At 62.4% G+C, this 14080-nt stretch carries 13 protein-coding genes; 1 reads left to right on the forward strand and 12 read right to left on the reverse strand.

What is annotated here, in order from left to right; translation table 11 throughout:
* Nucleotides 1-302: 302 nt before the first annotated feature.
* Nucleotides 303-1118: a pyruvate, water dikinase regulatory protein gene (locus tag ACAX43_RS08525; RefSeq protein WP_054035190.1), complete on the forward strand. Its 816-nt coding sequence runs from the start codon at nucleotides 303-305 to the stop codon at nucleotides 1116-1118.
* A gap of 64 nt (nucleotides 1119-1182) precedes the next feature.
* Here ACAX43_RS08525 and ACAX43_RS08530 read toward each other — a convergent pair whose 3' ends face one another.
* From ACAX43_RS08530 to uppS, 12 genes are all read right to left on the reverse strand, one after another.
* Complete coding sequence (locus ACAX43_RS08530; protein ID WP_370707966.1) at nucleotides 1183-1965, reverse strand: TrmH family RNA methyltransferase; 783 nt, start codon at nucleotides 1963-1965, stop codon at nucleotides 1183-1185.
* Nucleotides 1966-2026: 61 nt separating this feature from the next.
* Nucleotides 2027-2788 (reverse strand): ribonuclease HII, encoded by a 762-nt coding sequence (rnhB, locus tag ACAX43_RS08535; RefSeq protein ID WP_370707967.1) that lies wholly within the window; start codon nucleotides 2786-2788, stop codon nucleotides 2027-2029.
* The gene (lpxB, locus tag ACAX43_RS08540) at nucleotides 2785-3954 is read right to left on the reverse strand and encodes a lipid-A-disaccharide synthase (RefSeq protein WP_370707968.1); all 1170 of its coding nucleotides are present in this window, start codon (nucleotides 3952-3954) and stop codon (nucleotides 2785-2787) included. The genes rnhB and lpxB overlap by 4 nt, the downstream gene beginning before the upstream one ends.
* Before the next feature lie 3 nt (nucleotides 3955-3957).
* Complete coding sequence (gene lpxA, locus ACAX43_RS08545; protein ID WP_370707969.1) at nucleotides 3958-4746, reverse strand: acyl-ACP--UDP-N-acetylglucosamine O-acyltransferase; 789 nt, start codon at nucleotides 4744-4746, stop codon at nucleotides 3958-3960.
* Between the two features lie 92 nt (nucleotides 4747-4838).
* Nucleotides 4839-5303 (reverse strand): 3-hydroxyacyl-ACP dehydratase FabZ, encoded by a 465-nt coding sequence (fabZ, locus tag ACAX43_RS08550; RefSeq protein ID WP_006048683.1) that lies wholly within the window; start codon nucleotides 5301-5303, stop codon nucleotides 4839-4841.
* A 188-nt stretch (nucleotides 5304-5491) separates the two neighbouring features.
* Complete coding sequence (lpxD, locus tag ACAX43_RS08555; RefSeq protein WP_370707970.1) at nucleotides 5492-6595, reverse strand: UDP-3-O-(3-hydroxymyristoyl)glucosamine N-acyltransferase; 1104 nt, start codon at nucleotides 6593-6595, stop codon at nucleotides 5492-5494.
* A 258-nt stretch (nucleotides 6596-6853) separates the two neighbouring features.
* Nucleotides 6854-7375, reverse strand: coding sequence for an OmpH family outer membrane protein (locus ACAX43_RS08560; protein ID WP_370708311.1), 522 nt, complete (start codon nucleotides 7373-7375; stop codon nucleotides 6854-6856).
* 80 nt (nucleotides 7376-7455) lie between these two features.
* On the reverse strand, nucleotides 7456-9759 hold the full coding sequence (bamA, locus tag ACAX43_RS08565) for an outer membrane protein assembly factor BamA (protein ID WP_370707971.1): 2304 nt from the start codon (nucleotides 9757-9759) through the stop codon (nucleotides 7456-7458).
* Between the two features lie 67 nt (nucleotides 9760-9826).
* The gene (rseP, locus tag ACAX43_RS08570) at nucleotides 9827-11212 is read right to left on the reverse strand and encodes an RIP metalloprotease RseP (RefSeq protein ID WP_370707972.1); all 1386 of its coding nucleotides are present in this window, start codon (nucleotides 11210-11212) and stop codon (nucleotides 9827-9829) included.
* 7 nt (nucleotides 11213-11219) lie between these two features.
* Entirely contained in the window at nucleotides 11220-12425 is a 1206-nt protein-coding gene (locus ACAX43_RS08575; RefSeq protein WP_370707973.1) for a 1-deoxy-D-xylulose-5-phosphate reductoisomerase, read from the reverse strand.
* Nucleotides 12426-12435: 10 nt separating this feature from the next.
* Complete coding sequence (locus ACAX43_RS08580) at nucleotides 12436-13257, reverse strand: phosphatidate cytidylyltransferase (protein WP_370707974.1); 822 nt, start codon at nucleotides 13255-13257, stop codon at nucleotides 12436-12438.
* A complete protein-coding gene (gene uppS, locus ACAX43_RS08585) occupies nucleotides 13251-14033 on the reverse strand; it encodes a polyprenyl diphosphate synthase (protein ID WP_370707975.1) in 783 nt (260 codons plus the stop codon). The genes ACAX43_RS08580 and uppS overlap by 7 nt, the downstream gene beginning before the upstream one ends.
* Nucleotides 14034-14080 lie beyond the last annotated feature (47 nt).

The following is a 14080-nucleotide window of genomic DNA, read 5'->3' on the forward strand; positions in this document are numbered from 1 at the left end:
TGACTGACCGTTCGAGGTGAGTTAGACGCCAATCGCTCGCAATTGCTTATCCAACAAGTTGCCGCTATTCTACCGTGCCGACTCTCAAAATGTGACAGTCGGACGAGAATTGCGCCTCGAATCGCGCCTCGGACCAGCAGACGGGCTTTTGCGAGGCCCTGCCGCCTTCCGGGCGCAGTTGCGGTGCCCACGGCGCGCTGAATGACGCCGCTGCAATCGCCGGTTAGCCACCATGCAGCGACGTCAATGCAGCGATGTTTCATTCGAGCGCTTTTTCCCGCTCACGTTCCCCAGCCCCACTGATGCCGCCCACCGTATTCATCGTCTCCGACGGTACGGGGATCACTGCCGAAACCTTCGCGCATTCGATCCTCTCCCAGTTCGACCAGAAATTCCGCCTGGTTCGCGTGCCCTTCGTCGACTCGACGGAAAAAGCCTATGCGACGCTCGAAAAGATCAACGAAGCGATCCAGCAGGACGGCCGCCGTCCGATCGTGTTCACGACACTGGTGGACAGCGCCTCGAATCAGATCGTCAAAGGTTCGAACGCGCTCGTGCTGGACATGTTTCAGACCTTCGTCGAACCGCTCGAACAGGAGTTGGAGCTCAAGTCGAGCCACGCGATGGGCCGTGGTCACCAGAACGCGGATACCGAGGAATACAAAAACCGGATCGAGGCGATCAACTTCTCGCTCGCGCACGACGACGGTCAATCGAATCGAAATCTGGCCGACGCCGATGTGATTCTGGTGGGCGTGTCGCGCAGCGGCAAGACGCCGACGAGCCTGTATCTGGCGATGCAGTACGGTGTGAAAGCGGCCAACTATCCGCTGATTCCGGAAGATTTCGAGCGCGGCAAGCTGCCTACGCCGCTATTGGCGCATCGGCAAAAGATGTTTGGCTTGTCGATCGACCCGCAGCGCCTGTCGGAGATCCGTAACGAGCGCCGGCCGGGCAGTAAATATGCCGCGCCGGAAAACTGCCGTTACGAGATCAATGAAGCCGAAGCGATGATGCGGCGCGAAGGGGTCAAGTGGCTGTCGTCGACGCATAAATCGATCGAAGAGATCGCGACGACGATCCTGCAGGAGATCAAGCTGGACCGGCCGGCTTACTGAGCGCGACCTGTTTTGAATCCGCGCGTGGCGCTGGGATGACCGCAGGCCATTCTCATGACTTACCTCATGCGCGACGCTGCTGGCGGCACTGTTCGAACACGCAGACAGCCGCCGCAGCCGCCACGTTCAAGGATTCCATGCCGCCCGGCTGAGGAATCGTCACCCGCAGCGAAACCGCATCGCGCCAGGCCTGCGAGACGCCTGCCCCTTCGTTGCCGAACACCCACGCGAGCGGTCCGCTCAAATCACAATCGTAGATTGCCTCGGCACCGTGCGAATCCGTGATGACGACGGGCACCGCGAGGCGCTCGACCAGCATCTGCGCTTCGACATCCTCATGGATTTGCAGCAGGAAATGCGCGCCCATGCCAGAGCGCAATACCTTCGACGACCACGCATACGCAGTGCCCGGTGCGCAAAACACCTGCTGAATACCTGCGGCCGCCGCACTGCGCAGAATCGAACCGACGTTGCCGGCGTCCTGCACGCCATCCAGCACGAGGCAGGTTTGCGCGACTTTCTCCGGCAGCGGCGTAGCGAGCTTTTCGACCAGCAGCACAATCCCGACACCGTGCACGACGTTCGACAACTGGCCGAACAACGCATCCGGCAGCGTGACGATGCGCTGCTCGTCGATCCGCGACACGATGGCCTGCGCTTCGTCGTGACGCAGCGCGCCCTCGGTAACGATGCACATTTCCGGCTGCCCGGCGACGTCGAGATACGCGCTCGCGAGATGGAAGCCTTCGAGCAGCGCGTGACCGCTGCGCCGCTGCTGATGCGTCGAGCCGGCCAATGCCTTCAGGCGCTTGTAGAGCGGATTGTCCCGCGAGGTGATGGCTTTCACAGGCAGCGAAGACAGTGAGAATGAGGAAAAAGTTGGCGAGACGCTGGGCAACACATGACGCTCACGCGCCGCTGCGTTCACCGAAGGCGTCGTCGTCGAGCATGGTGCCGGTGAGCGTGCCGGGCACGACAATCACCTCGGCCGCCGGCAGGTTCAAACCCGTGCCGAAGCGCTGATGCGCTTCACGCACCGGCGCAAACGAGCGCCGATGATGCTCGCACGGTCCATGTTCGCGCAGCGCCGCGAGATGCTGCGGCGTGCCGTAGCCGGCATGCGCATTGAAACCGTAGACCGGATAAGTTTGGTGCAATTCGAGCAGCATGCGGTCACGCGTGACCTTGGCGAGAATCGACGCCGCCGAAATACTTTTGACCAGCGCGTCGCCGCCGATCACCGCCTCGCTGCGAATACTCAGCGTCGGACAGCGATTGCCGTCGATTTTCACGAGCGTCGGCACGACCGACAGGCCCTCCACCGCGCGCTTCATCGCCAGCATGGTGGCGTGCAGGATGTTCAGCGTATCGATTTCTTCGACGGTGGCCGACGCGATGCAATAAGCGAGCGCCCGGTCGACGATCTTGTCGTACAGTTCGTCGCGCTTTTTGGCCGTGAGTACTTTGGAATCGTCGAGACCGCGAATCATCGGCTTCGACGGATCGAAAATCACGGCGGCAGCGACCACCGGGCCAGCCAACGGTCCGCGCCCTGCTTCGTCGACGCCGCACACGATGTCATCCGGCGTCTCGAAGTCGAGGCCGACCTGTTGCGCCGCCGCGCCTGCAACGGTCGCGGCCTTGCGGCGAGATACGCGTACGGTGGTCACGGCCGTGCCGTCCGCTTTTCGACGACGCTCGCCACGACTTCCGCCGCACGCTGTGCGGTGTTCTGCTTCAGCACGTGATGCATCTCCGTGAAGATTTCCGTCAGCGTGCGCCGGTTGGCCTCGTCGCGCAACTGTTTCAGCGTGGCTTCGGCGAGCGCCTGCGGTGTGGCGAAGTGCTGCAGAATTTCCGGCACGACGAAACGTCCCGCCAGGATGTTCGGCAAGCCCACGTACGGCAGATAGCCTTGACGACGCATGATCTGGCCGGTCAGCCACGGCACCTTGTACGAAATCACCATCGGCTTTTTCAGCAGCGCGGCTTCCAGCGTCACTGTGCCGCTCTTCACGAGAATCGCGTCGGCTGCCGTCATCGCGAGTTGCGATTGGCCGTCGGTGATGGTCAGCGCGAGCCCAGGGTGCGCGTCGACCAGCGGCCGCAGCATGTCGCGCAGCGCGGGCGTGGCCGCCGGCATCACGAAACGCAAGCCGGGCTCCTGGTGCTGCATCATCTCCATCGCGGCGAAAAACGTCGGACCGATCAGATCGATCTCCGAGCGCCGGCTGCCCGGCAACACCGCGATGATCGGACCACTTTCCGCAAGACCCAGCGTGCGGCGCGCGCCGAGCGTGTCAGGTTCGATCGGAATCTCGTCGGCCAGCGGGTGGCCCACGTAGGACGCCGCGATACCCGCCTTTTCCAGCAGCGCCGTTTCAAACGGGAACACGCACAGCATGTGGTCGACCGCTTTGGCGATCTTCTTGATGCGCCCGCCCCGCCACGCCCAGATGGACGGGCAGACGAAGTGAACCGTTGGAATGCCCGCTTCGCGCAACGGATGCTCCAGGCCGAAGTTGAAATCGGGCGCATCCACGCCGATAAACACCGACGGTGGCTCAGCCAGCAGTTGGCGCTTCAGTTCGTTGCGGATACCGAGAATCTCGGGGATGTGCCGCAATGCTTCGACATAGCCGCGCACCGTCAGCTTTTCCATTGGCCAGTGCGCGTCGAAACCTGCGGCGATCATGCGTGGGCCGCCGATCCCGTAGTACTGGGTGGCGGCGGGCAGACGCCTCGCGAGGCCGTCGAGTAGCGACGCCGCCAGCAGGTCGCCGGACGGCTCGCCGGCCACCATTGCGACGCGCAGCGGACTCGGTTGCAGTGCCATCGGCTAGCGGATGATGCCGCGTTGCGACGCTTCGACGAACGCGAGCAGCGTTTGTACCGGCGCATCGCCATCGCCGCCCGCGGACGCGAGTTCGCGCAGCTGCGCCTTCGCTTCTTCCAGCGACAGGCCGTTCTTGTACAGCAAACGGTACGCCGAACGTAGCGCCGAGATCGCGTCCGGCGAGAAGCCGCGGCGACGCAAGCCTTCCACGTTGATACCGTGCGGCTCGGCCTTGTTGCCGGCGGCGATCACGAACGGCGGGATGTCCTGCACCAGCGCCGAAGCACCGCCCAGCATCGAATGCGCACCGATGCGCACGAACTGATGCACGCCCGACATGCCGCCGACGATAGCGTGGTCGCCGATCGTCACGTGGCCTGCCATCTGCGCATTGCTCGCCAGAATGACGTTGTTGCCGACGTGGCAGTCGTGCCCGAGGTGCACGTACGCCATGATCCAGTTGTCGTCGCCCAGCGTGGTGACGCCCGCGTCCTGCACCGTGCCGGTGTGGATCGTGGTGAATTCACGGATCGTGTTGCGATTGCCGATGACAAGCCGGGTCGGCTCGTCTTTGTACTTCATGTCCTGCGGACGGCCGCCGACCGATGCGTAGTGGCCGATCCGGTTGTCCTCGCCGATCGTGGTGTGACCTTCGATCACGCTATGCGAACCGACCGTGGTCCGTGCGCCGATCGTCACATGTGCGCCGATCACAGCATAAGGTCCGATTTCGACGGATTCGTCGAGTTGCGCGCCCGGTTCGACGATCGCAGTGGGATGAATCCTGCTCATGCGTCCTCGCTTCTGATTCTGTTGCGTTGTCTGGATGGGCTGGGCGGAGCTTGCAGCGCTTAAGGAAAGCCGCTGACAGCCCCCGCACCGACTTAAGCGTCTTTGTCCGTGTGCCGCACCGCGCACATCAGATCGGCTTCCGCCGCCACGACACCATCCACTTCGGCGCGCGCCTTGAACTTCCAGATGCCGCGCATATGACGCTCGAACGTGCAGTTCAGGATCAGCTGATCACCCGGTTCCACCACGCGCTTGAAGCGCGCATTGTCGATGCCCACGAACAGATACAGCGTGTTCGACGGGTCGCTCGGCTCTTCCGAGAACGTCAGCAGGGCCGCCGTTTGCGCGAGTGCTTCGAGAATCAGCACGCCGGGCATCACCGGACGAGTCGGAAAGTGACCCTGAAAATACGGCTCATTGATCGACACGTTCTTCAACGCTTTGATGCTCTTGTGCGGCTCGAGTTCGAGCACCCGGTCCACCAGGAGGATCGGATAACGGTGCGGCAGCAGCGTGAGAATCTTGTGAATGTCGAGATTGATTTTTTCGGTGCTCATGGCGTTTCTGCTCACGCATTGACTGCGCGACGATGACTGCGGATGCTGGTGCAGGTGGGTTGATAACGCGCGCTGCCGGCGCTTGCCATGATCCGGCGGCCGTGCCACCCGGTCACGGCAACCGACTGTGCTTCCTGATGCTCGTTGCCCGCTATTTTACGCGGTGCCGGCGGGCCCGCCGTGATATCTCAGGCTTTGTCGCCTGCTGAATCGTTTGCTGCATAGCCTGATTTATCAGCCCCGGCAGCGTTTTCAAGCGACTTGATGCGGTCGCGGAGTTTGTCGATGTTGCGCAGCAAGGCCGCACTCCTGTTCCAGTCCGCATGGTTCACTGCCGGGAACGCGCTGGTGTACATGCCGGGCTTCAACAGCGACTTGGACACGCCCGACTTCGCCGTGACGATCACGTAGTCCGCCAGCGTAACGTGCCCGGCAATCCCTACCGCGCCACCAATCATGCAATGACGGCCAATCGTGGTGCTGCCCGCAATGCCCGCGCAACCGGCAATCACCGTATAGGCGCCGACCTTGCAGTTGTGGCCGATCTGCACGAGATTGTCGATCTTCACGCACTCTTCGATGATCGTGTCGGCCATTGCGCCACGGTCGATCGTCGTATTCGCGCCGATTTCGACGTCTGCCGCGATCGACACACCGCCAACCTGTGGAATCTTCACCCAGCTGCCGGTACGCGCATCGCCGTCGCCCACGAAATCCGGCGCGAAGCCGAAGCCGTCCGAACCAATCACCGCGCCTGCGTGCACGATCACGCGCTCGCCGAGCTTGCAGCCGTAGTACACCGCGACATTCGGATACAGATGCGAGCCCGCACCGATCCGCGTGCCACGGCCGATCACGACATTGGCATCCAGCCGCACGTTTTCGCCGATCACCGCGCTCGCTTCCACCGTGACGTGCGGACCAATCACAGCGCTCGCGGCAATCTGGGCCGACGGATCGATCGTCGCGCTCGGGTGCACGCCGGGCAACGCCTTGGGCGCTGCCATGTCGATAAAGGTTTGCGCGACGCGCGCGAAGTAAGCGTACGGATTCGGCGTGACGATGAAGTTCCGATCCTCGCGGGAGCCGAGTTTCGCGAGATCGTCGGCGTTGATCAACACCGCGCCCGCACGGGTCGTCTCGACCTGCGACAGGTACTTCGGGTTGGCGAGGAACGCCAGCTGGTCCGGGCCTGCCTGGTCGAGCGGCGCCAGACTGCTGACGCGATGCGCACCCTCTCCGACTATTTCACCGCCGAACCGTTGGACGATGTCCTCGAGCGAAAATGCCATGCCTATCCTGTCTTGTGTGTCGACCAGAGTTAGCGCTTTAGCGCTTACTCTGGTCCCATGCAACGCTGTCGACCAGAGTTAGCGCTTCAGCGCTTACTTTGGTCCCATGCAACGCTGTCGACCAGAGTTAGCGCTTTAGCGCTTACTCTGGTCCCATGCAACGCTGTCGACCAGAGTTAGCGCTTCAGCGCTTCAATTCCACGACCTTGTGCTGCGAGCCAGTCGACGACCTCGCGGCCGGCGGCCCGGCGGGCTCGCTCAGTTACCCGATGCCGCCAACGCCTTGAGCACCTGATCGGTAATGTCGATGCGCGGGCTCACATACACCGCTTCCTGAACGATCAGATCGTAGTGCTGTTGCTCGGCGATCTGCTTGATCACCTTGTTGGCCCGGTCGAGCACCGCCGCCAGCTCTTCATTGCGGCGCTGGTTCAGGTCTTCGCGAAACTCGCGTTGCTTGCGCTGAAAGTCGGTATCCATCTGCGACAGATCGCGCTGTTTCTGCGCGCGGTCGGCAGCCGACATCGATGCGCCGTTCTTGTCGAGCGAATCGGACATCGATTTCAGCTTCGCCGCCATGTCGGCCAGATCCTTGTCGCGCTTGGCGAACTCGGCCTCGAGCTTGACCTGTGCAGCCTTCGCAGCAGCCGATTCACGCAGGATGCGGTCCGAATTCACCGCAGCGATCCTGGCTTCCTGCGCATGCGCGACCCCGACGCCCAGCGTCATTGCCAGCGCTAGCGCGCACGCCACACGTTTCGAAAACATACCGGTTAGCAAAGTCATCCTCTCGATACTGTAGTTTGGCCGGGCCCGCCGTCGGTAGCCGGGGCCGGCCGCCGGATCGCCGGGTCGCCGGATCAGAATGCCGTCCCGATCTGGAACTGGAACTTCTGATACTGGTCGCCCGTATGCTTCGTGAGCGGGAAGCCCAGGCTGAGCTTGAGCGGACCGATCGGCGAGATCCACGCGAGACCGACACCATAACCGTAACGCAGGCCGTTCGCGCCGACACTATTGCCTTCCGTACCCCACACGTTACCAGCGTCAAGGAACGTGAAGACGCGCAGCGTGCGGTCGTAGCCCGTACCCGGCAACGGGAATGTCAATTCGATGTTACCCACCAGCAGCTTCGAGCCGCCGATCGGGTCGCCCGTCTTGGCGTCGCGCGGACCCAGCGAGCTCGGCTCGTAGCCCCGCACCGACCCGATACCGCCGGCATAGTAGTTCTTGAAAATCGGGTACGGCTTGCCGCTTAGGCCGTTACCGTAACCACCCTGGAAGTTGAAGCCCAGCACGAAACCACGCGCAAACGAATAATAGTACTGCGCATTGATGTCGGCCTTGTAGTACTGCGTGCCACCGATCGGCGTGCCGTATTCGGCGTTCGCCTGCGTGAAGTAGCCGCGGCTCGGCACCAGTGCACTGTCACGCGCGTCACGCGACCAACCCACCGTGATCGGCACGTTGTTCGACACACGGCCGAACTGCTTCACATAATCGATATAGCTTTGCGGCGTGTTCGCGTCGATGTCCAGCTGGTTCTGCTCGAGGCCGGCACCGAAGTACACCGTGTCGACTTCGGAGAACGGAATACCGAACTTCAGGTCGCCGCCGATCGTGACGATCTTGAAGCTCGAATCCGTCGAGTAGTACAGCGGCTGATACGTGCGGTAGTAGACGTCGGTAATCCGCTTGATGCCGTCGACCGTGAAGTACGGGTCGACCTGCGTGACCGTCAAGGTACGGTATGTCTTGGCGGTGTTAATGTTCACCGCGAGACTCGTACCTGAGCCGAACACGTTGTCCTGCGACACGCCCGCGGACAGCACCACCTTGTCGGTCGACGAGAAGCCCGCACCCAGCGTGATCGCACCGGTCGGCTTTTCGGCCACCTTGACGTCCACATCGACCTGGTCCGGCGTGCCTTCCACGGGCACGGTGGTCACGTCGACATCAGTGAAGTAGCCAAGACGGTTGATCCGGTCTTTCGACAGCGCGAGGCGGTTTGAATCAAACCACGAACTTTCGAGCTGGCGCATTTCGCGGCGCACCACTTCGTCGCGGGTACGCGTGTTGCCGACCACGTTGATGCGGCGCACGTACACGCGGCGGCTCGGGTCCACTTGCAGCGTCAGGTCGACCTTGTGGTGCTCCTGATCGATCTGCGGCTGCGCGTTGACGGTCGCGAACGCATAGCCATATTCGCCCAGCTTGTCGACGATCGCCTTGGTGGTGGCTTGCAGCTTTTCAGCCGAGAAGCGGTCACCCGGTTTGATCTTGATGAGCTTGGCCAGCTCCGGCTCGCGGTCGAGCAGGTTACCGGCCAGCTTGATGCTGCTAATCGTATACGGCTCGCCTTCGTGCAGCGTGACCGTCAGATACATGTCCTTCTTGTCCGGCGTGATCGACACCTGGGTCGACTCGATGTTGAACTCGAGATAGCCGCGATTCAGGTAATACGAGCGGACGTTTTCTAGGTCGCCGGTGAGCTTGTCTTTCGCGTACAGGTCGTTCTTCGTGTACCACGAGAACCAGTTCGGCGTGGACAGCTGCATTTCGTCGCGCAGCGTACCCGTGCTGAACGCCTTGTTGCCGATGAAGTTGATCTGGCGGATCTTCGCGCTCGGACCTTCGGCCACCGAGAACAGCACCGACACGCGGTTGCGGTCGATCGGCGTGATAGTAGTAGTGACTTCGGCGGCATAGTAACCGCGCGTCAGGTACTGGCGCTTCAGCTCCTGCTCGGCCTTGTCGACGAGTGCCTTGTCGTAGTAACGGCCTTGCGACAAACCGACCGCGCGCAGCGCCTTGGTCAGGTTGTCCTTCTCGAACTCATGAATGCCGGAAAAGTCGATCGTGCCGATGGCCGGACGCTCCAGCACCTGCACGATGACGACATTGCCTTCGGTCGCGATCTTGACGTCGTTAAAGAAGCCCGTGGCGTACAGCGCGCGAATGGCTTCTGATGCCTTGTCGTCGCTGAACGTATCGCCTTGCTTGATGGGCAGGTAGGCAAACACGGTACCGGGTTCGACGCGCTGCAATCCCTCGATCCGGATGTCTTGCACCACGAAGGGTGTCGTTGCGTGAGCAACCAGCCCATGCGCGGCGAATGCCGCGGCTATAACGGTCTTTGGAACAAAGCGATGAGGTTTAAACAACGTGCTTCCCCAGTGTGTATAGCTGCATCAGGTCAGACGGTCGTCATCGTGAACGCCGCCTGACACTTTAAAAATGGATTAAACGAGCCAGATCGTTGAACAGCGCGATCGCCGACAACGCGACGATACAGGCGAGACCCGCTCTCTGAAAAACGAGTTGCCAGCGATCAGAGACAACTTTGCCGGTTACAGCTTCAACCAAATAATATAACAGATGACCCCCGTCCAATACCGGAATCGGTAACAGGTTCAGTACACCGAGGCTAATACTGACAAGGGCCAGGAACGACAGGAACGCAGAAGGACCTAGACGTGCGCTCTTTCCTGCGTAGTCGGCGATCGTGACAGGACCGGAAAGATTCTTCAGCGAAGCCTCGCCGACAATCATCCGCCCGAACATACGCACCGAATAAACAGCCAGATCCCAAGTACGGCGCGCGCCCAGCTGCAGGCTTTCGACTGGTCCGTAATGCACGTCGATCGACGGCACCTGGGTGGCCAATTCCGCCCCGATACGACCGATCTGCTGCCCCGTCGCCTCATCACGCTGCGACTGCGGGACGATGCGAACGTCTTCCCGCTTGCCTTCTGCTTGCCCGCCACGCTCCACTTGCAGCGTCATAGGCTTGCCGGCGTGCGATTTTACATAAGCGATGAAGGCCGTGGCATTGTCGGTGGGAATGCCGTCGACCGTGCGCAGCCGGTCGCCCGCCACGAGGCCGGCCTTTTGCGCCGCGCTATCCGGCTGCACGCCCGCCACCGTCAGCTTGCCACCGCCCGGCTCGAAACCGAGATGCGACATAAAGTCGTCGTCGACGTCTTTCTCGGTGATGCCTCGCAGATCCAGCTGGAAATCCGACGTGCCGTGGGCATCTTTCGCACTCAGCACGACGCGTTTGTGATCGAACGCCGCACCCAACAGTTTCCAGCGCAGGTCGGACCAGGAGCGCACCGGCGCGGCTTCTCCGGCATTCTCGGCACGCACCGCAACGATGGTTTCACCGCCGTCGAAACCGGCCAACGCCGCAGGCGTATTCGGTGCAGGCGAAGCGACCACAGCCGCGGGTTCGGTCACGCCGGTGGCGAACACCAAGGCGAACAGCACGATAGCGAGCAGGAAATTCGCAACCGGCCCGGCCGCGACAATCGCGAAACGGCGCCACACCGACTGCCGGTTGAACGCATGCGGCAACGCCTCAACGGGAATGGGTGCGCCACCGGTTTCGCGCTCGTCGAGCATCTTCACGTAGCCGCCGAGCGGCAGCGCGGCAATCGTCCATTCGGTGCCCGTCTTCGGGCTCACCCATTGGAACAACGGCTTGCCGAAGCCGATCGAAAAACGCAGCACCTTGACGCCGCACAAGCGCGCCACGCTGTAATGCCCGTACTCGTGGACAACCACGAGTACGCCAATCGCGACCGCGAAGGCAAGCAACTCAATCAGCAGATTCATAAGCGCCTCACTGGACGGCGCGTTCCGTGCGACGCGCGCCATCCGGCAAACGTGCGATGAATTCGGCAGCGGCCCGGCGCGCGGCCGCATCCGCTTCGATCACATCTTCTAGCGCGTGCGCGCTGCGGTTCGGCAACGCGTTGAGCACCGCGTCGACCACCTGAGCAATCGTCATGAAACCGATCTGGCGCGCCAGGAACGCTTCAACGGCGATTTCGTTCGCGGCATTCAATGCCGCGCTCGCGAGCCCGCCTTCGGCCAGCGCCTTCATGGCAAGCGCAAGGCACGGGAAGCGTGTGTAATCCGGTTTTTCGAACGACAGCGACGCAATCTCCGCGAGATCGAGTTGCGCGACGCCCGAATCGACACGATCAGGGAACGCCAGCGCGTGGGCGATCGGCGTGCGCATGTCGGGATTGCCGAGTTGCGCGAGGACCGAGCCGTCGGCGTACGAGACCAGCGAGTGAATCACGCTTTGCGGGTGAATCAGCACGTCGATGCGCTCGCCCGGCAAATTGAACAGCCAGTGCGCCTCGATCACTTCGAGGCCTTTGTTCATCATCGTGGCCGAGTCGACCGAAATCTTGCGGCCCATGACCCAGTTCGGATGTTTGCAGGCCTCCTCTGGCGTGACGTCGACGAGCGTGGCCGGTTCGCGGGTGCGGAACGGGCCGCCCGAAGCCGTCAGAATGATCTTCGAGACGCCGCCGTGCAACGCGGCTTCGCGCGGCAGGCATTGGAAAATGGCATTGTGTTCGCTGTCGACCGGCAGCAGCACCGCGCCGTTGTCGCGCACCGCGTCCATGAAGATCGCGCCGGACATCACCAGCGCTTCCTTGTTGGCGAGCAGAATACGCTTGCCGGCACGAGCGGCAGCGAGGCCAGGCGCGAGGCCTGCAGCGCCGACAATCGCCGCCACCACCGTATCGCAGCCATCGCTCTGCGACACGTCGACGAGCGCTTGCGGCCCATACGTGACTTCGGTCTTGCAACCGGCCTCCCGCAGCTTCGCCGCAACGCCCGCAGCCGTATCGGCATCGCCGACCACCGCAACGTCGGGCTGAAAGCGCAGGCATTGCTCCACGAGCTTGTCGCCGTTGCGATGTGCCGTGAGCGCATAAACCGAAAAGCGTTCGGGATGACGCGCGACGACGTCGAGCGTGCTGTCTCCAATCGAGCCCGTGGAACCGAGCAATGTCAGACGTTTTTGCATATCTCTTTCTCTAGCCGAGCAGCAGCATGGCAAGCGGCAGCACCGGCAACAATGCATCGATGCGGTCGAGCACGCCACCGTGCCCCGGCAACAGGCCGCTTGAATCTTTCACTCCGGCCTGGCGTTTCAGCATCGATTCGAACAGGTCGCCCACCACGCTGAATGCCACCAGCAGGGTCAGTGCGAGCAGCGTACGTACGGCACCCAGTTGCGCCAGCAGCGCAGAATACAGGGTCGGCTCGAAAGAATGTAAAAAGACTGCAGCAGCCGCGACGATCACCACCACCAGCCAGCCGCCGACCGCGCCCTCCCAAGTCTTACCTGGGCTGATGGCAGGCGCCAGCTTGTGTTTTCCGAAAGCTTTTCCGGAGAAGTATGCGCCGATATCGGCCAGCCATACCAGGAGCAGCAACGAGAGTACGAACGGTACGCCCTTCATGCGCGCGGCGACGAGAGCATGCCAGCACGCGACGAATACCACAATGCCGGCAAGGAATAGAAAAGCGCGCCACGCGCCGAGCGCGAGCGTCGGCTTGCGCAGGAGCACGTACGGACCCGCGACCACCCAGAAAATAGCGGCCGCTTGAAAGAGCGGCCGGGGCTCTTCGGTTCCGGTGCCGAGGCGCGTGCTCGCGACCAGCGCTATCGCCGCGACCAGCGCGTACACGACCGGGCCCGCGCCACCGAGCTTCAGCAGGCGCGCCCATTCCCACGCAGCGAACACGACGACGAAGGCAATCAGCGCGCCGAACGCGCCCACGGGCGCGAACAACGTGACCGGCAGGAACACCGCCAGCAGGATGATCGCCGTGATGACACGGGTTTTTAGCATGGAAGCGAATCGACGTTTTGCGATTGCGGCTCGAGTTGAGCACTGGTGCGGCCAAAGCGGCGCTCACGCTCTCCGTAGGAAGCGATAGCGTGGCCGAGCGCGTCCGCATCGAAATCCGGCCAGAAGGTGTCGGTGAAGTAAAACTCGGTGTAGGCGAGTTGCCACAGCAGGAAGTTGCTGACACGGCGCTCGCCGCCCGTGCGGATAAAGAGGTCCGGCTCCGGCGCGTAGGCCATCGACAGGTGCTCGGCGAACGATTCCTCGCTCACCTCGACCGCCTTGCCTGCCAGCGCGGATTGCTCGGCGAGCTTGCGGGTCGCCTGCATGATGTCCCAGCGACCGCCGTAATTGGCGGCGATAGTCAGCGTGAGACGGGTATTGCGCGCGGTTTTGGTTTCCGCGCGCTTGATCAGGTCGCGGATGCGTGTATCGAATTTCGACAGATCGCCGACCACCCGCAGACAGATGCCGTTCGCGTGCAGCTTGCCGATCTCGCGCTCGAGCGCGGTCACGAACAGGCGCATCAGGAACGAGACTTCGTCGTTGGGACGGCGCCAGTTTTCCGAGCTGAAGGCAAAGAGCGTCAGGTATTCGACGCCCTGTCGGGCGCACGCCTCGACGGCCGCGCGCACCGCGTCGACGCCGCGCGTATGCCCGGCCACACGCGGCAGGCGCCGCTGGGTCGCCCAACGGCCGTTGCCGTCCATGATGATCGCGATATGTCGCGGCACCGCGGCGACATCCGGCACGCGCACGGTTGAGCTGGTATAGGTCATGGCCGTCGGGGCAGTGACTGCAAAAAAAGAAGTGGAGATCTTGAAGA

The organism is Paraburkholderia sp. IW21 (assembly GCF_041321145.1).
In the GTDB taxonomy this organism is placed as follows: Bacteria; Pseudomonadota; Gammaproteobacteria; order Burkholderiales; family Burkholderiaceae; genus Paraburkholderia.